Annotated in this window: 29 protein-coding genes; 3 read left to right on the top strand and 26 right to left on the bottom strand. The window is 57.8% G+C overall.

All coding sequences use genetic code 11. The features are described 5' to 3' along the window. Window positions 1-107: 107 nt before the first annotated feature. The 3 genes from ACR0M3_RS07440 to ACR0M3_RS07430 form a co-directional block, all read right to left on the bottom strand. Window positions 108-1,667, bottom strand: a complete 1,560-nt coding sequence (locus ACR0M3_RS07440) for a trimethylamine methyltransferase family protein (protein WP_480481769.1) — start codon at window positions 1,665-1,667, stop codon at window positions 108-110. A 118-nt stretch (window positions 1,668-1,785) separates the two neighbouring features. Further along, window positions 1,786-2,478, bottom strand: a complete 693-nt coding sequence (locus ACR0M3_RS07435; protein ID WP_480481770.1) for an HAD family hydrolase — start codon at window positions 2,476-2,478, stop codon at window positions 1,786-1,788. Between the two features lie 24 nt (window positions 2,479-2,502). Continuing rightward, entirely contained in the window at window positions 2,503-2,787 is a 285-nt protein-coding gene (locus ACR0M3_RS07430) for a DUF3572 domain-containing protein (RefSeq protein WP_267362783.1), read from the bottom strand. An 89-nt stretch (window positions 2,788-2,876) separates the two neighbouring features. Here ACR0M3_RS07430 and ACR0M3_RS07425 point away from each other — a divergent pair, with 89 nt between their 5' ends. Then, window positions 2,877-4,277 (top strand): diguanylate cyclase domain-containing protein, encoded by a 1,401-nt coding sequence (locus ACR0M3_RS07425; protein ID WP_480898019.1) that lies wholly within the window; start codon window positions 2,877-2,879, stop codon window positions 4,275-4,277. A 5-nt stretch (window positions 4,278-4,282) separates the two neighbouring features. Here the strand turns inward: ACR0M3_RS07425 and ACR0M3_RS07420 are convergent, their stop codons facing one another. The 4 genes from ACR0M3_RS07420 to ACR0M3_RS07405 are packed head-to-tail and all read right to left on the bottom strand — an operon-like array spanning window position 4,283 to window position 6,190. Further along, on the bottom strand, window positions 4,283-4,756 hold the full coding sequence (locus ACR0M3_RS07420) for a periplasmic heavy metal sensor (RefSeq protein ID WP_480898963.1): 474 nt from the start codon (window positions 4,754-4,756) through the stop codon (window positions 4,283-4,285). After that, the gene (locus ACR0M3_RS07415; protein WP_267362789.1) at window positions 4,753-5,106 is read right to left on the bottom strand and encodes a hypothetical protein; all 354 of its coding nucleotides are present in this window, start codon (window positions 5,104-5,106) and stop codon (window positions 4,753-4,755) included. The genes ACR0M3_RS07420 and ACR0M3_RS07415 overlap by 4 nt, the downstream gene beginning before the upstream one ends. Further along, a complete protein-coding gene (locus ACR0M3_RS07410) occupies window positions 5,096-5,713 on the bottom strand; it encodes an RNA polymerase sigma factor (protein ID WP_480481774.1) in 618 nt (205 codons plus the stop codon). Before ACR0M3_RS07410 ends, ACR0M3_RS07415 begins: the two co-directional genes overlap by 11 nt. Window positions 5,714-5,719: 6 nt before the next feature. Then, window positions 5,720-6,190: an EF-hand domain-containing protein gene (locus ACR0M3_RS07405; protein ID WP_267362793.1), complete on the bottom strand. Its 471-nt coding sequence runs from the start codon at window positions 6,188-6,190 to the stop codon at window positions 5,720-5,722. 219 nt (window positions 6,191-6,409) lie between these two features. Here ACR0M3_RS07405 and ACR0M3_RS07400 point away from each other — a divergent pair, with 219 nt between their 5' ends. Then, a complete protein-coding gene (locus ACR0M3_RS07400; RefSeq protein WP_480476112.1) occupies window positions 6,410-6,808 on the top strand; it encodes a DUF983 domain-containing protein in 399 nt (132 codons plus the stop codon). A 25-nt stretch (window positions 6,809-6,833) separates the two neighbouring features. Then, window positions 6,834-7,535, top strand: a complete 702-nt coding sequence (locus ACR0M3_RS07395) for an NUDIX hydrolase (RefSeq protein ID WP_480476934.1) — start codon at window positions 6,834-6,836, stop codon at window positions 7,533-7,535. Window positions 7,536-7,545: 10 nt separating this feature from the next. Here the strand turns inward: ACR0M3_RS07395 and ACR0M3_RS07390 are convergent, their stop codons facing one another. The 19 genes from ACR0M3_RS07390 to ACR0M3_RS07300 all read right to left on the bottom strand — a co-directional run bounded on the left by ACR0M3_RS07390 (window position 7,546) and on the right by ACR0M3_RS07300 (window position 24,376). Next, entirely contained in the window at window positions 7,546-9,213 is a 1,668-nt protein-coding gene (locus ACR0M3_RS07390) for a ribonuclease J (RefSeq protein WP_480910085.1), read from the bottom strand. Then, window positions 9,210-9,989 carry a type III pantothenate kinase gene (locus tag ACR0M3_RS07385; protein WP_209504438.1) on the bottom strand — a complete coding sequence of 260 codons (780 nt, stop codon included), beginning with the start codon at window positions 9,987-9,989 and terminating at the stop codon, window positions 9,210-9,212. Before ACR0M3_RS07385 ends, ACR0M3_RS07390 begins: the two co-directional genes overlap by 4 nt. Window positions 9,990-10,000: 11 nt before the next feature. Next, window positions 10,001-10,750, bottom strand: a complete 750-nt coding sequence (locus tag ACR0M3_RS07380; protein WP_480910084.1) for a biotin--[acetyl-CoA-carboxylase] ligase — start codon at window positions 10,748-10,750, stop codon at window positions 10,001-10,003. Between the two features lie 54 nt (window positions 10,751-10,804). Further along, the gene (nuoN, locus tag ACR0M3_RS07375; protein WP_480910083.1) at window positions 10,805-12,247 is read right to left on the bottom strand and encodes an NADH-quinone oxidoreductase subunit NuoN; all 1,443 of its coding nucleotides are present in this window, start codon (window positions 12,245-12,247) and stop codon (window positions 10,805-10,807) included. Window positions 12,248-12,262: 15 nt separating this feature from the next. Further along, window positions 12,263-13,807: an NADH-quinone oxidoreductase subunit M gene (locus ACR0M3_RS07370; RefSeq protein WP_480486200.1), complete on the bottom strand. Its 1,545-nt coding sequence runs from the start codon at window positions 13,805-13,807 to the stop codon at window positions 12,263-12,265. Beyond that, on the bottom strand, window positions 13,807-15,957 hold the full coding sequence (gene nuoL, locus ACR0M3_RS07365; RefSeq protein ID WP_480910082.1) for an NADH-quinone oxidoreductase subunit L: 2,151 nt from the start codon (window positions 15,955-15,957) through the stop codon (window positions 13,807-13,809). The genes ACR0M3_RS07370 and nuoL overlap by 1 nt, the downstream gene beginning before the upstream one ends. A gap of 6 nt (window positions 15,958-15,963) precedes the next feature. Further along, window positions 15,964-16,269 carry an NADH-quinone oxidoreductase subunit NuoK gene (gene nuoK, locus ACR0M3_RS07360; protein ID WP_005984024.1) on the bottom strand — a complete coding sequence of 102 codons (306 nt, stop codon included), beginning with the start codon at window positions 16,267-16,269 and terminating at the stop codon, window positions 15,964-15,966. A gap of 4 nt (window positions 16,270-16,273) precedes the next feature. Continuing rightward, a complete protein-coding gene (locus ACR0M3_RS07355) occupies window positions 16,274-16,762 on the bottom strand; it encodes a hypothetical protein (protein WP_480910081.1) in 489 nt (162 codons plus the stop codon). Beyond that, complete coding sequence (locus ACR0M3_RS07350) at window positions 16,759-17,361, bottom strand: NADH-quinone oxidoreductase subunit J (protein WP_480910080.1); 603 nt, start codon at window positions 17,359-17,361, stop codon at window positions 16,759-16,761. The genes ACR0M3_RS07355 and ACR0M3_RS07350 overlap by 4 nt, the downstream gene beginning before the upstream one ends. Continuing rightward, window positions 17,358-17,768, bottom strand: a complete 411-nt coding sequence (locus tag ACR0M3_RS07345) for a carboxymuconolactone decarboxylase family protein (RefSeq protein ID WP_480910079.1) — start codon at window positions 17,766-17,768, stop codon at window positions 17,358-17,360. The genes ACR0M3_RS07350 and ACR0M3_RS07345 overlap by 4 nt, the downstream gene beginning before the upstream one ends. Continuing rightward, on the bottom strand, window positions 17,765-18,259 hold the full coding sequence (gene nuoI / locus ACR0M3_RS07340; protein WP_209504445.1) for an NADH-quinone oxidoreductase subunit NuoI: 495 nt from the start codon (window positions 18,257-18,259) through the stop codon (window positions 17,765-17,767). Before nuoI ends, ACR0M3_RS07345 begins: the two co-directional genes overlap by 4 nt. 1 nt (window position 18,260) lies before the next feature. Continuing rightward, window positions 18,261-19,298, bottom strand: coding sequence for an NADH-quinone oxidoreductase subunit NuoH (nuoH, locus tag ACR0M3_RS07335; protein ID WP_117868407.1), 1,038 nt, complete (start codon window positions 19,296-19,298; stop codon window positions 18,261-18,263). Then, a complete protein-coding gene (locus ACR0M3_RS07330) occupies window positions 19,291-19,506 on the bottom strand; it encodes a hypothetical protein (protein WP_480910078.1) in 216 nt (71 codons plus the stop codon). Before ACR0M3_RS07330 ends, nuoH begins: the two co-directional genes overlap by 8 nt. Beyond that, window positions 19,503-21,524 (bottom strand): NADH-quinone oxidoreductase subunit NuoG, encoded by a 2,022-nt coding sequence (gene nuoG, locus ACR0M3_RS07325; RefSeq protein ID WP_480910077.1) that lies wholly within the window; start codon window positions 21,522-21,524, stop codon window positions 19,503-19,505. The genes ACR0M3_RS07330 and nuoG overlap by 4 nt, the downstream gene beginning before the upstream one ends. Before the next feature lie 5 nt (window positions 21,525-21,529). Then, window positions 21,530-21,934 (bottom strand): DUF5333 domain-containing protein, encoded by a 405-nt coding sequence (locus ACR0M3_RS07320; RefSeq protein WP_480910076.1) that lies wholly within the window; start codon window positions 21,932-21,934, stop codon window positions 21,530-21,532. Window positions 21,935-22,032: 98 nt separating this feature from the next. Continuing rightward, window positions 22,033-22,383 (bottom strand): hypothetical protein, encoded by a 351-nt coding sequence (locus ACR0M3_RS07315; RefSeq protein WP_267362834.1) that lies wholly within the window; start codon window positions 22,381-22,383, stop codon window positions 22,033-22,035. Window positions 22,384-22,420: 37 nt separating this feature from the next. Continuing rightward, on the bottom strand, window positions 22,421-22,837 hold the full coding sequence (locus tag ACR0M3_RS07310; RefSeq protein ID WP_480910075.1) for an MAPEG family protein: 417 nt from the start codon (window positions 22,835-22,837) through the stop codon (window positions 22,421-22,423). 6 nt (window positions 22,838-22,843) lie between these two features. Further along, the gene (nuoF, locus tag ACR0M3_RS07305) at window positions 22,844-24,142 is read right to left on the bottom strand and encodes an NADH-quinone oxidoreductase subunit NuoF (protein ID WP_209504919.1); all 1,299 of its coding nucleotides are present in this window, start codon (window positions 24,140-24,142) and stop codon (window positions 22,844-22,846) included. A gap of 12 nt (window positions 24,143-24,154) precedes the next feature. After that, window positions 24,155-24,376: a DUF5337 domain-containing protein gene (locus ACR0M3_RS07300; RefSeq protein WP_209598087.1), complete on the bottom strand. Its 222-nt coding sequence runs from the start codon at window positions 24,374-24,376 to the stop codon at window positions 24,155-24,157. Window positions 24,377-24,389 lie beyond the last annotated feature (13 nt).

Genomic DNA, 24,389 nt, shown 5'->3' with positions numbered 1-24,389 from the left:
GTTTGGTGTCCTTGGCACTGTGGTCTGAGAAACCTTAACAAATAGCCAAAATTCGCCCCGAGTTGCTGTGAAAGCAACGGAGTATCAAGTCGACACTACCCGCCCAGTCAGAAGTCCGTCGGCGCGCCGCCTTCAGCCTTGCGGCGTTCAACGAACTCGGCCAGTTCCTCGCGGATACCATCGTCCATCGGAGGTGCCTCAAAGCTCGAGATGATCTCTTTGAACATGTGATGCGCACGCTCAGCCGTCCAGATGCCTCCGGCGGCCTCCCAGCCCTCATAGTTCTTCCAGTCGCTCAGGAAGGGCTGGTAGAAGGCCGTGGTGTAGCGATCCTGTGTGTGTTGGATTCCAAAAAAGTGACCGTCATTGCCAACCGCGCGGATGGCATCCAAAGCAATCTCATCCGGTCCGGTCGCGGTTAGATCAGGGTTCATATAACGCTGAATTTGCTGCAAAACCTCGCAATCCATAATGAATTTTTCCGGGCTTGCGATCAGGCCGCCTTCCAACCAACCGGCGGCGTGGTACACCATGTTGGTGCCCGACTGCACGGCCGCCCAGAGCGAATTCGAGGTTTCCCACACGGATTGCCCGTCTGGCACATTGGCCGCACACACACCGGATGAACGCAGCGGCAGCCCATAATATCGCGCCATCTGCCCGGTCATCTGGGTCGAGCGCATGTATTCCGGCGTCCCGAAAGCGGGCGCGCCTGATTTCATGTCCACGTTCGATGTGAACGTTCCGATTACGCAGGGAATACCGGGGCGCACATATTGGAACAAAGCGATAGCGCATAAGGCTTCGGCCAGGGACTGGGCAACCGCCCCCGCCATCGTTACCGGTGCCATTGCCCCCGCCAGCGTAAAGGGGGTTACGACAATCGCCTGCCCGCGCCGCGCCAATCTCAGGCAGCCATCAATCATCGGATGGTCATGCTTCAACGGCGAGGTCGAGTTGATGTTGGTGTACATCCGTGGCGAGGCCTCGAATTCCTCATGGCTGAGACCGCCCGCGATGCGCACCATTTCCATCACATCTTCGACACGTTCCTTACCCAACGAATAAGCGTGCATCGCCTTGTCGGTCAGGGTCAGCTTGTCATACAGCACATCCAGATGCCGGACGCTGGCATGAATATCGACGGGTTCTACAGGATATCCGCCAGCGAAGTGAATACAGTTGAAGTACTGCGTCAGTTTCAGAAGATTCTGGCACATCTCGCGATTGCCGGGCACTTTCTTTCCAATCTCCATGTCCCAGTAATTAGGCGGCGACGAAACGTTGCCGAACAGGATGTTCTTTCCACCGATCTCGATCCTGTGGTCAACATTGCGGGGCGTGATGGAAAACTGGCTGGGCGCCTTGGCGATCATCTCCATGACGAAATCGCGCCCCATGCGGACGTTGTCACCATCGATCGTGCACCCCGCCTCGCGCAGGATGCCGATTGCCTCTTCATTGTAGAATTCGATCCCGATCTCTTCCAGAATACGCATGGCCCCTTCATGGATCGCTTCGATCCCGGCCTGATCCAGCGGTTCAGTCGGGCGATCTATATTGATGGGTGGGTCCCACGGCATCTGGTCAATCACCGCGCTGCCCCTGCGTGCTGCCGCACCTGCGCGTCCTCCGCCGCGGCGTTTGCGTGTGTTGGTCTCGGCCATGGTTGCCTCCGTTCTGGCTTGATACAAGCAAGACCCGAAGACGCATTTCTGGCCGCTCCATCTGCGACAGAGCTTGTCGGTTTTCTATAATTGAGCGTCGATTTTCCGGATCAACCCATCATTTTTCGGCCAGCCATGCAGGAATGTGACCGATATCCGGCAAGACCACATCCGCCATCGGTGCCAGCGCATCTGCTTCTGCCAATCCGGTCAAAACGCCAATGGTGATCATCCCGGCTGCGCGCCCCGCTTGCAGGTCATGAACACTGTCACCCACCATTGCAATGCGCGACGGCTCGACCCCGACCTGTGCGGCAAAGGCCAGCAACTGACCTGGCCCCGGTTTGAACCCATGACCACTGTCATACCCGGCGATAAAATCGAAGTGTTCGCGTATTCCAGCAGATTCCAGATGCTGCAATGCCGGGTGCTCACTGTCATTTGTCGCAACGCCCAGTTTGATCCCGGATTGCTGCAACCCTTTCAGGAATGGGCCCAACGGCACGGCAGGGGATTGAGGAGCGGCTGCGGCCTCGGCATTCATCATGTCCACAACTTCCTGCAATGTCACATCGTCAACATGCGCAATAAGCACCTCGGCGATTTCTTCGACCGTTGCGGCGATCACAATGCTATCTGTGGCATACCGCTCTTGCTCGTAGTCAAACCCGATGACGCTCCCGAGTTCCACCGCCCGGTCTACATCCCCCTTTGTCAGACGCATCAGCAACGAGCGCCCGAAGGTTCCCCAGGTTTTGGCAAAATCGAACAAAGTGCCATCCTTGTCGAAGACGATTGCTTCTATTGGCATCGCGTGCTCCTGCGGAAAAGGTGTTCAGGTCCAGTGTACATCGCCACCGCCTGACAGAACGGCCCGCGCTTGGGCCGGGTGATCATAGGCGATCGAGTTGGCGTCACAAAACGCCATGACCCACGAATCGTCAAGCACCAGAAAATCGAGAACCGAAGCCAGAAAGTCCCTATCACCGGCCCGATTGCGAACATCCCCGATCGAAGCGCCTGTCGAGCCAAGAAATACAGGCAAAAGCTCGTCATTGCTGACCAGCCACCCCAGGGCTGTCAGAGCAAGAGTCTCGGCTAAATCGGGCGATAGGGGCATAAACCGCGCTCAGAGAATGGTGTTGGAAAGAGTTTGTTAACCAGACTCATAAACAATTTGTTCACGCATGCAATCAACGGTGAACGACTATGTCTGTGCAAGGCACCATCCTTGTCCTCGACGGGGTATCAACCAACCGCATAATGCTGAAGGTTCAACTGACTGCTGCCTGGTACCACGTGGTGCAGGGTGGAAAACTTGAAGGGCTACAAGCCCTTGCCCGTCGCGTGCAGCCAGACCTTGTTCTGACGGCCCAAACATTGCCCGATGGAACAGCCGCAGATGTCAAGAAAGCCCTCACCGAAGTATCAGGCCTTGATGACGTGCCCGTTGTCGTACTGGCAGCACAGAATGACAAAAACGCGCGCCTGCGTGCCCTGAAAGACGGGCTGGACGATGTGTTGACGCACCCTTTCAAAGATACGTTGCTACTGGCACGCATTCGCAGCCTTTTGCGCGCGCGTGCAGCTACTCAAGATTTGCAGGTCAGCAACGGATCGCAACCTATTGGGTTTGGGGAACCCGCCCCTGTCATGATCAGCCCACCGAACGCGGCCCGGGTTGATATCTTGACCGATACTGTCCGAACTGGTGCCCTTTGGCACAAGGCCTTGCAAGGCCACCACCATTTCGATCTGTCCTGGCATCTTCAATCGAACCTGCAAGGCGTTTTGTCCGGGCCGATACCGGACGCGATTGTGGTCGAACTGGGCTCGCCCCCGTCCGCGCTGAATATCCTTGCAGATCTCAGGTCACGCGCAGCAACCCGGAACACTGTCCTGATTGGCATCCTGCAGGACAACGACGCCGTGCAGGCCTCGGAAGCGCTGGACAGAGGAGCGGACGCCGTATGCCTGGGGGGGTTCTGCGCGCAAGAGATCCTGTTGCGGCTGAACAATCAGATTGCGCGCAAGGCACGGCTTGATCATTTGCGCGTATCACTGAGAAAAGGGATCGCCGAGTCCTGGATTGACCCGCTGACCGGGCTGCACAATCGTCGTTACGCCATGCGGGCATTGGATCAGATCGCGCGCCAGTCTGCCCGTACCGGACGTGGCTTTGCCGTCATGCTGGCGGATCTGGACCACTTCAAGACCATCAATGACTGCCATGGCCATGGCGCCGGTGATTGTGTTCTGACGCAGGCCGCAAAACGCATGCAAAGCGCACTTGGATCCAAAGGTTTTGTCGCCCGTATCGGCGGTGAAGAGTTCATGTTTGCAGTACCTGATGTGTCACAAAAGCAAGCCAGAAAACTGGCTGAGACCATCTGTGACAGCATTTGTCGCGCCCCGTTCCGACTATCGGACCAAGGTTTGCGGGTTAACGTCACGATCAGCATTGGGCTGGAGATGCCGCAATCGGGTACGCCGGGAAAAGAACGCACACCCGTTCCTGTTGAAGATATCCTGAAAGCCGCCGACAAAGCCCTTTACGCGGCAAAAAAAGCGGGGCGCAATCAGGTGAGTATCAGGCAAAGCGCAGCCTGAACCCGTCAATCCTTTTTCTTGTGCCCATGCGGCCCGCGTTCGACGATCTTTTGCAACCTGTCCGCATAAGACTGCCGCTCTGCGTCACTCATCGCGGTGACGCGAGCCAGCCATTGTGTCTGCAATGCTAGTTGCAGTTCTGCCGTCGCCTGCGACTGTTGCTGCAACAACACTTCAACGGCGACCGGATCGAAGGGCACCCTGCGCAGCGCCAGGCTCAGGGCTTGAAAGTCCTGTTTGCGCCCCCTTAAGTCTTTTTCGCGCAGCGCAGACAGTTCACCTCGCATCGCTTTGCGGTCATCTTTCGGCAAAGCGCGATACAGCGCAGGACCGAACCCCGGCGGTGCCTCGGTGTGATCTCCATCCTTCAGGCGCAGCACGGTTCCGACTGCAACACCGACAACTAACAGGTTCAGTGCCAATGACGAAACCAGCAAAACCGTCATCCACCGGCGTTTCGGTTTAGGGGCAGCATTCATTCAGTGCTCTCCAGAAAACTCGTGTCATACCCAAGGTCCGCCACAAAAAGGACCGTCTCCTGCGATGCCAGCAGATTGGCGGGATCAGGCAGGAACCCCGGCGCGGAAAAGCCGATCCAGAGCCCCGCCGCACTTGCGGCGATCAAGCCGCCCAACCCCTGCCAGCCACCTACATTGTCCATCATTCGATGCCAGATCGAAGATTGAGGACGCGGTTCGGGCCTTAGGCGACTGAGGCGGAGTTTTTCAGCATCTGTCTGAATGCGCACGGCCAGATCGTCGGGCAGCGCCGGTCGGTTTTGCCGAGCCTGCGCAAACAAATGATCCAGTTCCAGGTTTTCATCCGTCATCGTCATACCCCAGTTCTTCACGTCGCCCGGCCAGTATCGCGGTCAGACTTCGTTTGCCCCGCGCGGTCAAGCTTTCGACCGCTTCTACTGAAATTCCCATGATCCCGGCAATTTCAGGGTTGGGCAACTCTTCGATGTGGCGCAGAATCACTGCCTGCCTCTGCCTTTCCGGCAGCTGAGACAGGGCAAGCTGCAATGCATCCACGCGGGCCTCATCCTGCAGTCGGTCGGCTACGCTGGCTTTGCCATCTTCTGGCTCAGGAATATCCGACAACCTGCCGGGGGACTTCCTGCGCCGAATGTCCACACACAGATTCAACGTCACGCGATACAGCCATGTCGACACTTTGGCCTGACCCGGCACCCATTCCGGCGCCATCTGCCACATCCGCATCATCGCCTCCTGCGTTACGTCTTCTGCCTCGGCCCGATTGCCCAACATACGCAACGCGACGGAATAACAAAGCGGCCCAAGGCGATCGGTTAAGACCCGCGCAGCCTGTGCGTCACCCTCAGCAAATTGGCCCAGCAACACATCGTCGCTGAGAGAGCTCGCGGTGCAACCCGCACCGCGAACATCGTGTAGGTGGGAGGTCAGGTCCTCCACCCTGCATCAGTTGTCGATTGCACCCGACTTGTGGTGCTTTTTCTTATGGTGCCGTCCCATCCGGTCTTTGGCATCGGCAAATTCCTGTTCCGATATTCCACCACTGTTATCTGCATCCATCCGGTCAAACATCTTGTCACCCCGGCGCGGTTTCGGCAACTCGTCCTGGCTTAGGAACCCGTCTTTGTTCGCATCGTTGTTTTCGAACATTTTGGTGACGCGGTCGTTTGCTTTTTTCTGAGCGGCGGCCTGCATCTCCTCAAGGCTGAGCTGGCCGTCCCCATCAGTATCCGCGGCCGAGAAACGCTCGGTGCGATGTGCTTCCATTTCCTGCTGTGTCACTTGACCGTCGCCATTGGCATCCAATTCCTGAAAGGACACTGGCTCACGACCACCCGGGCCAGCCGCCAGAACAGACGTGCCGGTGATTGCAACACCCGACAGGACAATCGCCGTGATGAACTTTGCGTTTTTCATTTCGGTTTTCCCTTGTTGACGCGGCCTGAGTGCCGCTGCTCATATCCATTCAAACGCGCGAGGCAGGGAATTCCGTCGCAGTGTCAGCAACTTTTTTTGAACCATCTCGGTATTTCACAACGTGGTTCACCCTAGGTGCGTTGCAAAGCGACGCACCCCCCTTTAAAAACCACCCGTTCAGGCGCATTATCCGCCAAAGATTACTGCGCGAGTTATATTATGACGGATCAGACGATCGACACCACAACCCAGAGCGAGCGTGAAACCTGGCCCGCTTTGGTCAAAGGGTTTCGGTGCAAGTGCCCTAGTTGCGGCGAAGGCAAGCTGTTGCACAGCTACCTGAAAGTGAATGACACCTGCTCGAACTGTGGACAGGAACTGTTTCATCATCGCGCCGATGATGGGCCCGCCTATCTGACGATCCTGCTGGTCGGGCATTTGTTGGCCCCGGCCCTGCACGTCTCGTATGTGAACTGGCGCCCGGACCCATGGGTAATGGCCATCGGGTTTTCCATTGCTTGCATTGCACTGTCGCTGTTTTTGCTCCCCCGTTTGAAAGGCGCTGTGGTCGCCTATCAGTGGGCGCGTCGTATGCACGGTTTTGGCAACGATTCATGAGCCGGAAGAAGCGATTGTTCTGGGCATGATGACCGACAAGACCGCCATCCGCGACGCCGCAACCGTCATCGTTTTGCGGAACAGGTGGACCAATCCGTCGATCCTGATGGGTCAACGTGGGTCCAAGGCTGTGTTCATGCCCAACAAATTCGTGTTCCCCGGTGGAGCGGTCGATCCGGCGGATGCGGATGTACCGCTTGCGACCGCACTGCCTGACCTGTGTTCTGAGCGGTTGGCGGAACAGGCGGAATCCGGAAAACAACACGCCCTTGCCGCCGCAGCAATTCGCGAGCTTTGGGAAGAGACAGGACTTGTCCTTGGCCAGACAGGACACTGGCCGGGCAGCATTCCCGACGACTGGCAGAGCTTTTCCGCCATGGGTTACGTGCCGTCGGCAGCTGCGCTGCAGTTTGTTTTTCGCGCAGTCACACCGCCCGGTCGCCCCCGCCGGTTCGATGCGCGGTTTTTTCTGGTCGATGCCGATGCGCTGCAGGGCGATCTGGATGATTTCAGCCATGCCTCGGACGAGCTGTCGCATCTGCAATGGGTGGAACTGGATCGGGCGCGCGACCTGGATCTGCCGTTTATCACCGAGGTTGTTCTGGCCGAGGTCGCGGCCCGGGTGACCTCACCCGAGCCGCCAGTATCGGTTCCGTTCTATCAGAACAACGAAGAAGCCAATCTGTTCCTGCGGCTCAGAGGCTATCCGATGCCCGAGCACGACTGACCGATCAGTTTCACCGCATCCGGCTGACAACCACCGTCACTTCGGGTTTTTTGCCGATTTCCGCTTTTGCCGTCTGACGCACAATCCGGCGCATTTCGTCTTCCAGCTTGTCGTCATCCCGTAGGGTCTTGGCTGCCGCCCGCATCAGGAACTGGTTCAGGTCTTCTTCCAACACCTCGACCAATCCGGCCCGGGACGTTCCAACCTCGGGCAGACCCATCGTATCGCACCACGGTTCGCCCAGCGGCTCGTCTTCTTCGTCCAGAACGACTGTCACAGTTACGTGGCCGTTCAGCGCCATGCGAATACGGTCCCGTACCACACCGTCCATCGCACCGATTTTCACTGTACCGTCCAGATAGGTACGCCCGGTTTCGACATAGTCGATCACCACGGGTGCATTGCCGCTGAGATCCAGCATGGTGCCGTTCACGGCCAGCACACCCGTTCTGCCACCCTGCTCAGCCAGTTTGACATGTTCGCGCAGGTGCCGGTGCTCTCCATGCATTGGGATCACAACTTGCGGATCGATCAGCGCGTGCACCTTCTCAAGATCGGGCCGGTTCGCATGGCCAGAGACATGATAGAGGCCCGAGCTGTCATCCACCACATCCACGCCCTTTTCACTGAGCTGGTTCATGATGAAAATCACGCCACGTTCATTTCCGGGAATGGTTTTTGACGAGAACAGGAACAGGTCGCCTTCGGACAGTTCCAGACCACGGTACTTGCCGCGGGCCAGTTGCGCGCTTGCCGCACGGCGCTCGCCCTGGCTGCCGGTCACGATCAGCATCAGGTTCTGGCGCGGCAGGTCCAGCGCCTCTTCCGCGCTGATCACCTTGGGGAAGTCCGACAGGATACCGGTTTCAGTCGCGGCCTCGATCATCCGCCGCATTGCGCGCCCCAGCAACACAACTGAACGCCCCGCGCGTGCGCCCGCCTCTGCCAATGTTTTGACCCGCGCGACGTTGGACGCAAAGGTGGTAGCCACAACCATACCCTCGGCGCTTTCGACTAGCTTTGTAATCTCTGGCCCGACCTCGGATTCCGAACGGCCCGGATGCGCCGAGAAAACATTCGTGCTGTCGCAAACCAACGCCTTGACACCCGGCTTGGCAATCTCAGCCCACAGGTCGGGATCGAAGGGTTCGCCCACGACCGGGTTTGCATCCAGCTTGAAATCACCCGAGTGCACCACGCGTCCTGCGGGCGTGTCGATGACCAACGCAGCACTTTCCGGGATCGAGTGTGAAACCGGAAGGAAACCGACGGTAAACGGTCCGACTGAAACCGTTTCAGGCCAAGCGGACACGGTTGTCACTGCATCGGTCGGGTGCGCATATTCTTCCATCTTGCGACGCGCGATATTGGCCGTGAAAGCTCGGGCATAGATCGGAGCTCCCAGTGCCTCATAGCAATGAGCCACCGCGCCGACATGGTCTTCATGCGCATGGGTGATGAAAACGCCATCCAGCCGGTCGGCCCGTTCTTTCAACCAGGAAGTATCCGCATAGATCAGGTCGACACCCGGTGTTGTGTCCATATCGGGAAAGGTGACGCCCAGATCCACCAGGATCAGGCGTTCCTGCCCGGGCTGACCATATCCGTACACATAGGCATTCATGCCAATTTCGCCCGCGCCACCCAGCGGCAGGTAGATCAATCTTTCACTGCTCATATCGAGCCATTTTCCTTGTTGTAGCGATGAATCACGGTCAAGCCGTGCATCGTCAAATCATCTTCGATTACGTCGAACCCCACGTCGGCCTGATCGAACAAGGGGGCCAACCCTCCGGTTCCCACGACTTTCATCGGCATTCCATATTCGGCCTTGATCCGCGCGATCAGCCCCTCAATCAGGCCGGAGTATCCCCAATACACGCCCGACTGGATACAACCAACCGTATTTGTACCGATCACCTTCTCGGGTCGCGTGATGTCGATATGCGGCAGTGCAGCTGCGCCCTGGTGCAAAGCCTCAAGGCTGAGGTTCACACCCGGAGCGATGACGCCCCCTACATAAGCACCGTCCGCGGCGACAACGTCGAAATTTGTTGCGGTACCAAAGTCCACCACGACGACATTGCCGCCATGACGGTCAAATGCGCCAACCGCGTTGGCCAGTCGATCCGGGCCCGGCACAGTCCCTTGATCCACGCGCGGCGGCACAGGCAACAGGCAATCCGGCCTACCCACAACCAGAGGCCTGCACCCAAAAAAGCGATCAGCAAAGATGCGCAGGTTAAACACGACGCGCGGCACAGTCGAGGCAATGATGACATCCGAGATATTCGCCTCGATCCCGTAATGTTTCACCAGCGTCGAATACCAGGTGAAATAGGCGTCCGCCGTGCGTGCGTGATGGGTCGAGGTACGCAGGGTGCACAGAAATTCCTGACCGTCCCAGATTGAGAAGACTGTATTGGTATTGCCGCAATCAATGGCCAGAAGCATTTGCGCCCCTTTCAGAAATAGACATCCGCCGCAGGAATGCTTACGCGGCCTTTGGCGGTGTTTAAGACAAGGTTACCGCTTGCGTCTACCGTTTCGAAGGTCCCAACCGTCTCGGACGTGCCGGTACGGGCCGTGATAACCTCGCCCAGCCGGGCAGCACGGGACAGCCACGCAGTGCGAATGGGTTCGAACCCGTAGGTAACAAACTGAGTTTCATATTTGGCATAGGCCGAGGCAAGCTCGGTCAGAAAATCCTCGGGCGTGACGTTTGCACCGGTTTCCGACAACAGCGAGACGGGACGGATCGCGCCCGGTTCTACCACGTCGGCGTCTGGGGCGTTGGCCAAATTCACGCCAATACCGATCGACAGATGCGTTACACCGCGCCCCTGACCGGCGCTTTCCAGCAAAATACCAGCAAGCTTACCACCGTTCAGCAGTACGTCATTGGGCCATTTCAACGACAGCCCCGCCGCACGCCCTGTCACAGAGACGCAAGCGTCAAACAGAGCCAGTGCCGCAACAAAACTGCGCAGTGCCGCCTGTTCTGGTGCACCTTCGGGGCGCATCAAAAGTGTCGCGGCAAGGTTGCCCATGGGGTTGGCCCATGGCCGTCCGCGTCGCCCACGCGCAGCCGTCTGATGATGCGCCATGATCCAGACAGGACCACGGGCATTGGGGGCAATCCGCGCCGCTTCGTTGAGTGTGCTATCGACTTCCTGCACCTCGTGCAGGCCATAGCCTTGTGGCCACTTGGTCATATCAAAAAGGCCCGGTCACGCGACCGAGCCCCTCTCTCAGATTGTGCAAAACGTTCAGTTGACAAGAGTCGCCGCCGCGGCAGCGGCCGCGCCCTCGATCCCGAACTGATAGAAGACCCCGATCAGCATCAGCGCCGCGGACCCCATCAGGGCGACCCATAGAACGGGTGTCGACCGCGTTTCGATCGGGTCCTCGTTCTCGGCCCCGAAATACATGTAGAACACGATCCGCAGGTAATAGAAGGCGCCAATTACCGATGCGATGGCTGAGACCACAACAAGGCCTGTCAAATCGGCACTTACACCAGCCCGCCAAACACCAAACTTCGCAAAGAAACCCAGCATCGGTGGGACACCGGCAAGCGAGAACATCAGGATCAGAACAGCAAGGGCCTTGCCCGGATCACGTTTGGAATACTGGCGCAGCGCATCAATGTCAGTGACGGGTTTGCCGTCGCGTTCCATCATCAGGATAAACGCAAACGTGCCAATGTTCATGGTCACGTAAATCGCCAGATACATCAGCATCGCCTGAATACCCAACTCGGTGCCAGCCGCCAAACCGATCAGCGCATAGCCCATATGGGCAATCGACGAGAACGCCATCAGTCGCTTGATGTCGCGCTGACCAATTGCGGCAACCGCCCCCAGCAGCATTGACAGCACCGACAGCAGAACAATCACTTGCTGCCAGTCTTTGACCACGCCTCCGAAAGCGTCATGCAGAAGACGTGCAAACAAGGCCATTGCCGCGACTTTCGGCGCGGTGGCAAAGAAGGCCGTAATTGGCGTCGGCGACCCTTCATAGACATCCGGTGTCCACATATGGAACGGAACCGCCGAGACCTTGAATGCCAGACCCGAGATCAGGAAGATCAGGCCAAACAACAGACCAACCGAGACGTCCCCATGATGGACCGTCTGAATAATGCCCGAGAACAGTGTCGTGCCGGTGAACCCATAGACCAGCGACGCACCATACAGCAGCAGACCTGAACTGAGAGCGCCCAGAACAAAGTATTTCAGCCCTGCTTCGGTTGATTTCGCACTGTCACGACGCAGCGCGGCAACAACATACAGCGCAAGGGATTGCAGCTCGAGCCCCATGTAAAGAGACATCAGATCGCCCGCGCTGACCATCATCATCATACCAACGGCAGCAAGCGCCACCAGCAGCGGATATTCAAAGCGCAGCAGACCCCGGCGTGCCATGTATTCCTGGCTCATCACCAGAACGGCACCTGCCGACAAAAGGATGGCAACTTTGGCAAAACGCGCGAACCCGTCATCTACGAACATGCCGTTGAAGGCCACGTTGGTGCCACTGCCCTGGGTGGCGATCCAGATCGCCAGGAACGCCATCAGGCCCGCCGTGGTCCAGACCAGAACCGAAGCCAGCCCGTCTTTCGACGTGTAGACTGCCCCCAACAGAGCCACCATCGCATAGATCGCCAGAACGATTTCCGGCAGGATAATTGTCAGATCAGCCTGGATCATGTCTCCAAAGCTCCCTTAATGCGAAGCGGCAGTCTGGGTCGCAGCCTCAGCCGCGGCCAGAGCCGTGTCATAGTTCGAAATGAGTGCCGTCGTCGATTGCCCGATCACATCGGTCACCAGCGACGGGTAGACCCCCAACAGGATCGTCATCACGATCAGCGGGGCAAAAATCAGCCGCTCGCGAGAGCTCATGTCGGTCATCGCCTTCAGGCTTTCCTTGATCAGGTCCCCAAAGACAACGCGGCGGTAGAGCCACAACGCGTAGGCTGCCGAGAAGATCACACCGGTCGCCGCAACGGCGGTCACCCAGGTGTTAACCTGGAATGTACCCATGAGTGTCAGGAACTCACCAACAAACCCGCTGGTGCCCGGCAGTCCGACATTGGCCATGGTGAACAGCATGAAGACCAGTGCATAGGCGGGCATCCGGATGACCAGACCGCCATAGGCATCGATATCGCGGGTGTGCATCCGGTCATAGATCACGCCGACACAGAGGAAGAGCGCGGCCGAAATAAACCCGTGGCTCAGCATCTGGAAAATCGCGCCGTCAATGCCTTGCTGGTTCGCAGCAAAGATGCCCATCGTGACAAAGCCCATATGCGCGACAGAGGAATACGCGATCAGCTTTTTCATGTCTTCCTGCACCAATGCCACCAGCGAGGTGTAGACAACCGCTATGGCTGACATCCACAGCACGAGATCAGTCATCACCGCCGAGCCAACCGGGAACATCGGCAGGCTGAACCGCAGAAAGCCGTAGCCGCCCATCTTCAACAGGATCGCCGCCAGCACAACCGAGCCCGCCGTCGGCGCCTGAACGTGCGCATCGGGCAACCAGGTGTGCACCGGCCACATCGGCATTTTCACCGCAAAAGATGCAAAGAAGGCCAGGAACATCAACGTCTGCATACCGCCGGTGACATAGACACCCAACACGCTGAAACTCTCGGATGCGAACTGATGGGCCATCAGAGCTTCGATATCCGTGGTGCCCGCGTCAGCATACATCGCGACCATGGCCACCAGCATCAGCACCGAGCCAAGGAAGGTGTAAAGGAAAAACTTGAAGCTGGCATAGATACGATCCTTGCCGCCCCAGATACCGATGATCAGAAACATCGGGATCAGACCCGCCTCGAAGAACAGGTAGAACAGCACAAGATCCAGCGCCATGAACACGCCCAGCATCAGCGTTTCCAGCAGCAAGAAGGCAATCATGTATTCCTTGACGCGGTCTGTCACATTCCAGCTGGCCAGAATGGTCAGCGGCATGATGAAGGTGGTCAGCAACACGAACAGAACGCTGATGCCATCCACACCCATCTTGTATTTCAGACCCATCAGCCATTCACCCTCTTCCACCATCTGGAAGCCGGTGTTCGAAGGATCAAAGCCTGTGTAGATGCCAATAGACACCAGAAACGTCACAGTTGTCGCCAGCAATGCAATCCACTTGGCGTTGCGCTGCGCTGCGACGTCGCTGCCGTGCAGGAACAGCGCCAGAATGCCTGCTGCGATGGCGGGGATAAAGGTGACAATAGATAGGATATTGTCCATTAGTGTGCGCCTCCGCCGATCGACATCCAGGTGACAAGGGCCGCAATGCCCAAAACCATCCAGAAGGCGTAAGTAAAGATGTACCCGGTCTGCGCCTTGCCTGCGAGGCGGGTGAAGAAGGGAACAACGCCCATTGCAACCCCGTTCAGGAAGCCGTCAATCGTGTTGCCGTCACCGCGTTTCCACAGGAACCGGCCAAGAGCGATAGTGGGTTTGACAAAGATCGCGTCGTAGATTTCGTCGAAATACCATTTGTTCAGCAAGAACAGGTACAGCGGACGCTGGTTCGCGGCCAGACGTGCCGGCAGCGATGTGTTCACGATGTAGAACCAATAGGCCACGACAAAGCCAAGCAACATGGCGACGAAGGGTGAAACCTTGACCCATTTCGGGGCCGCATGCGCATCGTCCAGAATGTGGTTGTCCGGCGCCATATAAAGCGCACCTTCACCCGGCTCGCCCGCAAAGACATAGTGATGATCGCCACCCTTGACATCCTTCTCACCATGACCTTCATCAGCATGGCTGTCAGCCGCATGGCTTTCATCGGCATGGCTGTCTTCGCCGTGCGACGCATCCGCCGCCGCGTGATCACCGGCCTCGGCATGCTCTGAAGCTTCTGCAACCGGAATACCGTAGAATTTGCCAACCTTGTCCGCATGGCCAAAGAAGTTTCCGTACCAGATCATGCCCGCGAATACCGCACCCAGCGACAGAACTCCCAGCGGCACCAACATCACCATCGGGCTTTCATGTGCGTGATCATGCGTGTGCTTGTCGCCGCGCGGCTCACCATAGAACGTCAGGAAGATCAGACGCCAGCTGTAGAACGAGGTGAACGCGGCAGCGACGACCAGCAACCAGAAGCCATAGCTTGATCCGCCCGCATAGGCGCTTTCGATAATTGCGTCTTTTGACAGGAAACCGGCAAAACCAAAGGTGGTCAGCGGGATGCCAACACCGGTAATCGCCAAAGTGCCGATCATCATCGCCCAGAAGGTATAGGGGATCTTTTTGCGCAGACCGCCATATTCGGTCATCTCCTGTTCGTGATGCATCGCGTGGATCACGGAACCGGCCCCAAGGAACAACAGCGCCTTGAAGAAGGCATGCGTGAACAGGTGGAACATCGCCGCCGAATACATGCCGACGCCCGCCGCCACAAACATGTAGCCCAACTGGGAACAGGTCGAATACGCGATGACACGTTTGATATCGGTTTGAACCAGACCAACAGTGGCCGCAAAAAACGCAGTCGAGGCCCCAAGAACAGTGATGAACCCTGTTGCGCCCGGTGCGAACTCCATCAGCGGGGACATGCGGCAGACCAAAAAGACACCTGCGGTCACCATGGTCGCAGCGTGGATCAGCGCTGACACAGGCGTCGGGCCTTCCATCGCGTCCGGCAACCATGTGTGCAGGATCAACTGCGCCGATTTACCCATCGCACCGATGAACAGCAGAACGCAGATAACTTCGATCGCGGTCCATTCCCCCCAAAGGAAATGCAGCTTCTCTTCTGCCAGCGCAGGAGCAGAGGCAAAGATATCCGAGAAGTTGATACTGTCGGTCAGGAAGAACAGCGCGAAGATGCCCAGAGCAAACCCAAAATCGCCAACCCGGTTGACCACGAAAGCCTTGATTGCCGCCGCATTGGCCGAAGGCTTGCGATAATAGAACCCGATCAGCAGGTATGAGGCGACACCCACGCCTTCCCAGCCAAAGAACATCTGCACCAGATTGTCCGCCGTCACCAGCATCAGCATGGCGAAGGTGAAGAAGGACAGATAGGCAAAGAAGCGCGGCTTATAGCTTTCGCCTTCGCGCCATTGCGGATCGTGGTCCATGTAGCCGAAGCTGTACAGGTGCACGAGCGCCGAGACGGTCGTCACCACGATCAGCATGATTGCCGTCAGTCGGTCCAGACGGATGGCCCAGCTTGTCGAAAGCGAGCCGCTTTCGATCCAGCGCATGATCTCGATCTGCTGCGTGTGGCCGTCGAAGGTGAAGAATACGAGCCAAGACAGCAGACAGGCCAGAAACAGTAGGCCCGTGGCCGTCCACATGGCGGCTTTCTCGCCAATGAACTTCCAGCCGAACCCGCAGAGCAGCGCGCCCACCAACGGGGCAAAGAGGATGGTGGTTTCCATGTTCCCTTACCCCTTCATCATATTGACGTCTTCAACCGCGATGGTGCCACGGTTGCGGAAGAAACAGACCAGAATGGCCAGACCAATCGCCGCTTCGGCCGCTGCAACGGTCAGCACGAACAGCGTGAAGACCTGCCCGACCAGATCGCCGAGGAAACTGGAGAAAGCCACGAGGTTGATATTCACCGCCAGCAGCATCAGTTCGATGCTCATCAGCAGGATGATGACGTTCTTGCGGTTCAGGAAGAGACCGAAGATGCCGATGACGAACAGCGTCGCCGCGACCGTAAGATAGTGTTCAAGTCCGATCATCGTCTTAGAGTCCCTCGAATTTCTCTTTCCCGTTGCGAAGCTCGGGAAACGCCATTGCACAGGCGCAGTTTTCTTTCGATTCAATGTAGTCGTCGATCTGGAATGCCTTTCGCTCAAAGGCTTTTGTTGCCGAAGTCCACGAATAACTTGTTTCAGCAGATGCTAGTACTTGGACAACTTCATTTGCTTCATCGACGCGATCCAAATGAGTACCGTCGAAGTCCCGTTCAAGTTTCGCTACGACGCGCATCGTTTGACCGCTTTCACAAGCCGCAAACAAAACAAACTCAGTATGTGTGCATACCAATTCGTCGGTGCAGATAGAGCCAATCTCAGAGTAAGAGACAACGCCGTTGCCAACGATTCTGTGGTTCGTCTCGAACACGTGATGCGACATAATCGGAAGAGCTTCGCAAGCTTCGATACCCGCTGCGAAAACAGTCGCGGGGAAAAAAGCGAAACTTAGCCCAGGTATCACGGCTTTGAACCTCACAACCCCTGCCCCGGTTTCACGTCCTTCAGCTCCATCGCCTTGGCCGGGTCGCGCATCATCTGGCCGATAATGTCCTGACGCTTGATGTCTTTGCGGTGGCGCAGAGTCAGAACGATGGCTCCGATCATGGCCACCAGCAGGATCAGGCCCGCCAGTTGGAACAGAAGGAAATATTGATCGTAAAGGATGAGGCCAAGCGCCTCGGTGTTGTGGCGGTCTGCCGGGACCGGCTGGGCCAGATTGGCTGCCGCGCCCTGCGCGCTGTCCCATGCACCGAAGGCCATGACAAACTGCATCAGAATGATCAGACCAATCAGCAGGGCCAGCGGCATATAGCGCGCCATTTCGGCCTTGAGCTCGGCAAAGTCCACGTCCAGCATCATCACCACGAAGAGGAACAGAACCGCGACCGCGCCGACATAGACGATGATCAGCAGCATCGCCACGAACTCGGCCCCCAGCAGCACGAACAGCCCTGCCGAGGACAGAAACGCCAGGATCAGCCACAGGACCGAGTGCACCGGCTGGCGGCTGATCACCGTGAACAGCCCGCCGGTGATGGCACTGATGGCAAACAGGTAGAAGGCAAAGACGGTCATTGATCCTCATCCTCGTTATCGCCCATGACCTCTTGCGCCAGATCCAGCGCGCGGGTCATGGCCGGGATGCCGGCAAAGACCGACATCTGACCGATCGTTTCCACGATCTCTTGTTTCTTTGCGCCCGCCTCAAGCGCATGGCGCACGGTCTGACGCACGGCCGAATCCGCCTGAGCGCCCTGACAGGTCAGCCCGGCCAGCGTCAGCAACAGGCGCGTTTTGGCATCCAGCCCGTCCTTGTTGACGGTGTTGCCGAACATCATCTCCATGATCTCTTTCGGCATGGTCGGCCACAGCGCCTCAAACCCTTTGGGCGAGAAGCTTTCCATCGCCGGGTTCATCGCCTTGGCCATGTCCTGAGCCTGTTTCATCATCAGCTCGAACGGATTTGTCGGGCTGTCAGTCATCGGTACGGTGCGTCCAGTTCCAGATTGCGCGCGATCTCGGCTTCCCAGCGCTCGCCGTTCGACAGGAGTTTTTCCTTGTCGTAGAACAGCTCCTCCCGGGTTTCTGTCGCGAATTCAAAGTTCGGGCCTTCGACGATGGCATCGACCGGGCAGGCCTCTTGGCAGAAACCACAATAGATGCACTTGGTCATGTCGATGTCATAGCGCGTGGTGCGGCGGCTGCCGTCTTCGCGCGGTTCGGCGTCGATGGTGATGGCCTGCGCCGGGCACACCGCCTCGCACAGTTTACAGGCGATGCAGCGTTCCTCACCGTTGGGATAACGACGCAGGGCGTGTTCACCCCGGAAGCGCGGGGACAGGGGGCCCTTTTCGTGTGGGTAATTCACGGTGGCCTTGGGTGCGAAGAAGTACTTCATGCCAAGTTTGAAGCCGACCCAAAAGTCTTGCAGCAGGAAGTATTTGGCAGCGCGGGTGTAGTCGATTTGGGTCATATCAGCCTCCTACGCTCCAACGCGCAAACGCGCCCCAGAACCAGTCGAATTTTGCCGCGAAGGCAACAAAAACCACCCAAACGAGGCTGAACGGCAGGAACACTTTCCAGCCCAAGCGCATCAGCTGGTCATAGCGGTAGCGCGGTGTGATCGCCTTGACCATCGCGAAGATGAAGAAGAAGAACGCCATCTTGGCGACCATCCACAGCACGCCATCGGGCAGACCCGGAATCGGCGACAGCCAGCCGCCGAAGAACAGCAGTGACGTCAGGGCGCACATCAGGAAGATGGCGATGTATTCGCCCGCCATGAACAGCAGGAAGGGCGTGGCCGAATATTCCACCTGATAACCCGCCACCAGTTCCGATTCCGCTTCGGGCAAGTCAAACGGTGGTCGGTTCGTCTCGGCCAGTGCCGAGATGAAGAACAGGAAGACCATCGGGAAATGCGGCAGCCAGTACCAGCTGAAGAAGCCGAACGACCCATCCTGTGCCCGCACGATGTCACCAAAGTTCATCGACCCGGTCGAGATGATCACACCGATGATGATCAGGCCGATGGAAACCTCGTATGAAATCATCTGCGCGGCTGAGCGCAACGAGCCGAGGAACGGGTACTTTGAGTTCGACGCCCAACCGCCCATGATCACGCCATAAACCTCAAGCGAAGACACGGCGAAGACATAGAGGATCGCAACGTTGATATCCGACAGGACCCAGCCATCGTTGAACGGGATCACCGCCCAGGCGATCATCGCCAGCACGAAAGAGGTGAGCGGCGCGAGGATGAAAACCGTGCGGTCGGCTCCTGCGGGGATCACGACCTCTTTGACGACGTATTTCAACGCATCTGCCACCGATTGCAGCAGACCGTAGACGCCGACCACGTTGGGCCCGCGGCGCATCTGGACAGCGGCCCAGATTTTGCGGTCGCCATAAACAAGGAACAACAGCGAGATCATCACAAAGGCAACAACAGCAAGCACTTGCGCCAGAATGATGATGGCTATTCCGCCGGGGGTGTTAAAGAATTCAGCCATTGGTCCTCACACCGTGGGTATTCCGTTTTTCGCGCGCGATGCAAAGGCCAGATGCCTGCGCAAACTGCGGCTGGGTCGGCGCGTTGGTGTAAACAGCATCTGCCGCCATAGCGCCACCCTTTTTCTTTCGTTTCCCGCACATTTCCGGCGCAGTCAGGTGCGACCCAACCACACCGCTGGCTTGCGATATGAAACTGCTTTCGTTCATTCCGCCGCAATCTTCTCAGCTTTGCGGGCTTGCGCCTGCGCCGAAAGCTCGGCCATCAGTTGCGAGGCCCGAGCGATCGGGTTGGTCAGATAGAAATCCTTGATCGCATTGCGGAAGGTCGCCTTGCCCAAAGACCCGGCCTCCAGCGCTTGAACCTCATTCTCGATCACCTCGTCGATGCGGGCCAGATGGGGAACCGCCTCGATCAAGGCTGTGCGCAACTGCGCAAGCGAGTCATAGGGGAGTGTCGCCCCCAACTCGGCCGACAGCGCACGCAGGATGGCCCAGTTTTCCTTGGCCTCACCAGGCGCAAACCCGGCGCGCATCGCCAGTTGCGGACGGCCTTCCGTATTCACGAACAGACCGTTTTCCTCAGTATAGGCCGCGCCCGGCAGGATCACATCTGCGCGGTGTGCGCCCCGATCTCCGTGGCTGCCCTGGTAGATCACAAACGCGCCTTCGCCAATTTCGACCTCATCCGCACCAAGGTAATAGATCACATCCGCAGCATTGATCGCTTCCATGCCGCCTGCGTTGGTCGCGTCCACATCCATCGCGCCCACGCGCGACGCCGCAGTGTGCAGAATGATCAGGCCGCTTTCCGTATTTGCGGCAATTGTTTGCGCGGCAGCCAGAACAGCGGCACCATCCGCCTCCTGCAGCGCTCCCTGCCCGATGATGACCAGCGAGCGTTTGCCCCTGATTTCATCGTCGCCCCCCATGTCGACAACCTTTTGCAGCGCCGCGCGGTCATCGCCCACATGATGGTACGCATAAGTCAGATCGACCGCTGGACCTACCAAAGCGACTTCGGCCCCATGCGCCCACGCCTTGCGGATACGCGCGTTCAAAACCGGTGCTTCATCGCGCGGGTTGGTGCCAATCAGAAGAATACGCTCGGCCGTATCGATGTCTTCAATCGCGGCGGTCCCGGCATATGCGCCACGGTTCCCAGCCGGAAGCTTGGCTCCATCGGTGCGGCATTCGACAACACCGCCCTGCCCTTCGATCATCTGCTTCAAAGCGAACGCAGCCTCGACCGGCGCCAGATCACCGACGATACCGGCTGGCTTCTCAGCGCTTTTCAGCGCCTCAGCGGCCTTGGTCAGTGCTTCGGACCATGAGGCCGGGCGCAGTTTGCCGTTTTCACGGATGTAAGGCTTGTCCAGACGCTGACGCCGCAACCCGTCCCAGACAAAGCGGGTTTTGTCGCTGATCCACTCCTCGTTCACTCCGTCATGATTGCGAGGAAGGAAGCGCATCACCTCGCGCCCTTTGGTATCGACACGAATGTTCGATCCCAGCGCGTCCATGACGTCGATGCTTTCGGTCTTGGTCAATTCCCACGGGCGGGCGGTAAACGCATAAGGTTTCGAGGTCAGTGCCCCAACCGGGCACAGGTCGATAATGTTGCCCTGCAGGTTCGAATCCAGCGTCTGGTTCAGATACGAGGTAATCTCGGCATCCTCACCGCGCCCTGTCTGACCCATCTGAGTGATCCCGGCGACTTCGGTGGTGAAGCGCACGCAGCGGGTGCAACTGATACAGCGGGTCATTGCGGTGCCCACAAGCGGTCCCAGATCCAGATCATCAACCGCGCGTTTGGCTTCCTTGAACCGCGAACCGGACAGGCCATAAGCCATCGCCTGGTCCTGAAGATCGCACTCTCCGCCCTGATCACAGATCGGGCAATCCAATGGATGGTTGATCAGCAGGAACTCCATCACCCCTTCGCGGGCCTTCTTGACCATGGGAGAGTTCGTCTTGACTACCGGCGGCTGCCCTTCCGGCCCCGGGCGCAGATCGCGCACCTGCATCGCGCACGAGGCAGCCGGTTTCGGCGGACCGCCCACTACCTCAACCAGACACATCCGGCAGTTTCCCGCAATCGACAGACGCTCGTGATAGCAGAAACGCGGTACCTCGACCCCGGCTTGTTCACAAGCCTGTATCAGGGTCATCGCACCATCGACTTCGATTTCCTGCCCGTCGATATTGATCTTGCGGAGGTCAGACATGGCTCTCAGTTCGCTCTCAAATAAACGCCAATGGCGCTGTTTCTTTGGATTTCCTTCTGCCCCAGAGAGCAGAATGTTTTGGGGTTGTCGTAGGACACGCCGTTTTTCGCCAGATAGGCCTCGCCCTTGGCCCGCATCCGATCCTTTTCAGCATCCGACTCGACATAGGAGCGGATTTCTGTGTCCGAGTACCCCAGATTATTCGCTTTGGACCGCAGTCCCCACATCACACTAATCGCTTTCAATCGCCGCCCGCTGATCGATGGGCAGAACTCGGAGATCTCATTTGCAATGGCGATGTAGTAGAGTTCGTTGTCGATCTCTTTGACATCCCTCAAGGGCGGCTTTGCTTCTGCCACCACCGGCAAGGCAATCAACGATGCGAGGGCAACTAGTTTTATGACAGACATGAGTTTTCCTTTCGTCTTGGACTGTCCAAGACGAAGCGGTTCGCTGCTGCTAGGCAATAACACCCTGCCCGCCCACCGAAGATATGGAAAAACACCGGTCATGGCCGCTGGCAGGTTCCTGCAAATGTCAATTGATCATTGCTGACGCTGAGGTTCTGCGGGTCAGTATCCGGACCCACCTTCCAAGCAATCCGAGACGATCCGAAGTTCTGGATGCAGAATTTGGTACCTTCATGACGTCCGGCCTCGCGCGCACCATCGAGTGAAGCAGAGACGCCTTTGACGACAACCGTAAAGTCCGCGGGCGAGGTTTTCTTGTTGACCACCTTCGCCTTGGCCCTGAACGACTTGCCGTCGAACAAAAGCCGGTCTGCCGACGGCTTCACCAGACCGCATGCAGAAACACCAGCCAGCGCCAACACAACAATAAGGGCTTTGGGGGCCTTCATACTTTCCCTCTTTGTTTTCTGTTCCGCTGCGTCGCCATCAAAACGCCGCCACCAATGCCATAAGCCCGATCACGACCATGCACGCCCAGCCGATCACATACAGAATTGTCCGCGGACCGCTGCTTGGCTTGCCAATCCCTTTCAGGTGCACAACCAGCATCGCCAAGCGCGCAACCAACGCCACTGAGGCCAGCAGGTTTACCCAGAACGGGCTGACGCCCAGCAAAATCGCCGCTGTTATGACAGTCACAAACGCAGGAAGTGTTTCCGTTCCATTCAGATAGGCCCGGTTCAGACGATACGCCTTGTCGGCATAGTCCCGCTCGGGCGTCGCACCGGGTGCCAGCCCTTTGGCTTGTTTGGCCAGTGCAGAAAACGGCGCCAGAAACAATACAACCAGCGTGAATAGCACAACCGACGCAATCGCGTGGCTATATTCAGCAAACACTTCCATCTTCGTTCACTCCGCTGCCATCGCACCCATACGGCCCGATTTCTGAGCCTTGATGCGGTCTTCGATCTCTTCCCGGAAATTGCGGATCAGGCCCTGGATCGGCCAGGCGGCCGCATCGCCCAAAGCGCAGATCGTGTGTCCTTCGACCTGTTTGGTCACGTCGAACAACATGTCGATCTCTTCCAGTTCAGCCTCGCCGCGCACCAGACGATCCATCACACGCATCATCCAGCCGGTGCCTTCGCGACATGGCGTACACTGGCCACAGCTTTCATGCTTGTAAAACTTCGACAGGCGCCAGATCGCCTTGATGATGTCGGTGGATTTGTCCATCACAATCACCGCTGCCGTACCCAGACCCGACCCCAGGTCGTTGCGCAGGTAATCGAAATCCATGATCGCGTCGCGCATGTTTTCACCGCGCACGCAGGGAACCGAGGATCCACCAGGGATAACCGCCAGAAGATTATCCCACCCGCCGCGAATGCCGCCGCAATGGGTTTCGATCAGTTGTTCGAACGGGATCGACATCGCCTCTTCGACGACACATGGGTTGTTCACGTGGCCCGAGATCGCAAACAGCTTGGTACCGGCGTTGTTCTGGCGACCAAATCCAGCGAACCAATCCGCACCCCGACGCAGAATGGTCGGCACCACCGCGATGGATTCCACGTTGTTCACAGTGGTCGGACATCCGTACAGCCCGGCACCCGCCGGGAACGGAGGTTTCATCCGCGGCATACCCTTCTTGCCCTCAAGGCTTTCGATCAGGGCTGTTTCCTCGCCACAAATATAGGCCCCTGCCCCGTGATGAAGGAAAAGATCGAAATCCCAGCCCGAACCAGCGGCATTCTTGCCAAGAAGCCCCGCGTCATAGGCCTCATCAATCGCAGCCTGCAATGCCTCACGCTCGCGGATGTATTCGCCGCGCAGGTAGATATAGCAGGTATGTGCGTTCATCGCGAAAGAGGCGATCAGACACCCTTCAATCAACGTGTGGGGATCATGGCGCATGATCTCACGGTCTTTGCAGGTGCCGGGCTCGGATTCATCGGCATTCACAACCAGATAGGAAGGGCGACCGTCGCTTTCCTTTGGCATGAACGACCATTTCAGGCCAGTTGGGAAGCCCGCACCGCCACGTCCGCGCAGCCCGGAATCCTTCATCGTCTGAATGATCCAGTCCCGGCCCTTTTCAATCAGGCCAGCTGTGCCGTCCCAATGCCCGCGGGCTTGCGCGCCTTTCAGCGTGCGTTCGTGCATCCCGTAGATGTTGGTAAAGATCCGGTCCTGATCCTTCAGCATCATTCGTTACCTTCAGCTGTCCTGACGCATGCGCCAGAGTTGAAAAATGTTCACACCCGCATAAATGAATGCCGCCAGAGCGGCAAAATCAAACAGCAGCGCGTGCCGGGCCGTTAAACCCAGCGCAGGGCCAATGAACAGGTTCATGGCAAGCCAGATCACCATCGTCACCGCAATGACGATGCCGATATGTCGGCCCTTTCGGGCTATAGCCTGATCCTTGTCCTTGTCCATCATCCCCCGATGC

Source organism: Ruegeria sp. O5 (genome assembly GCF_056535105.1).
The sequence above is the reverse complement of the archived record's forward strand: the minus strand, read 5'-3'. Positions and strand labels throughout refer to the sequence as shown.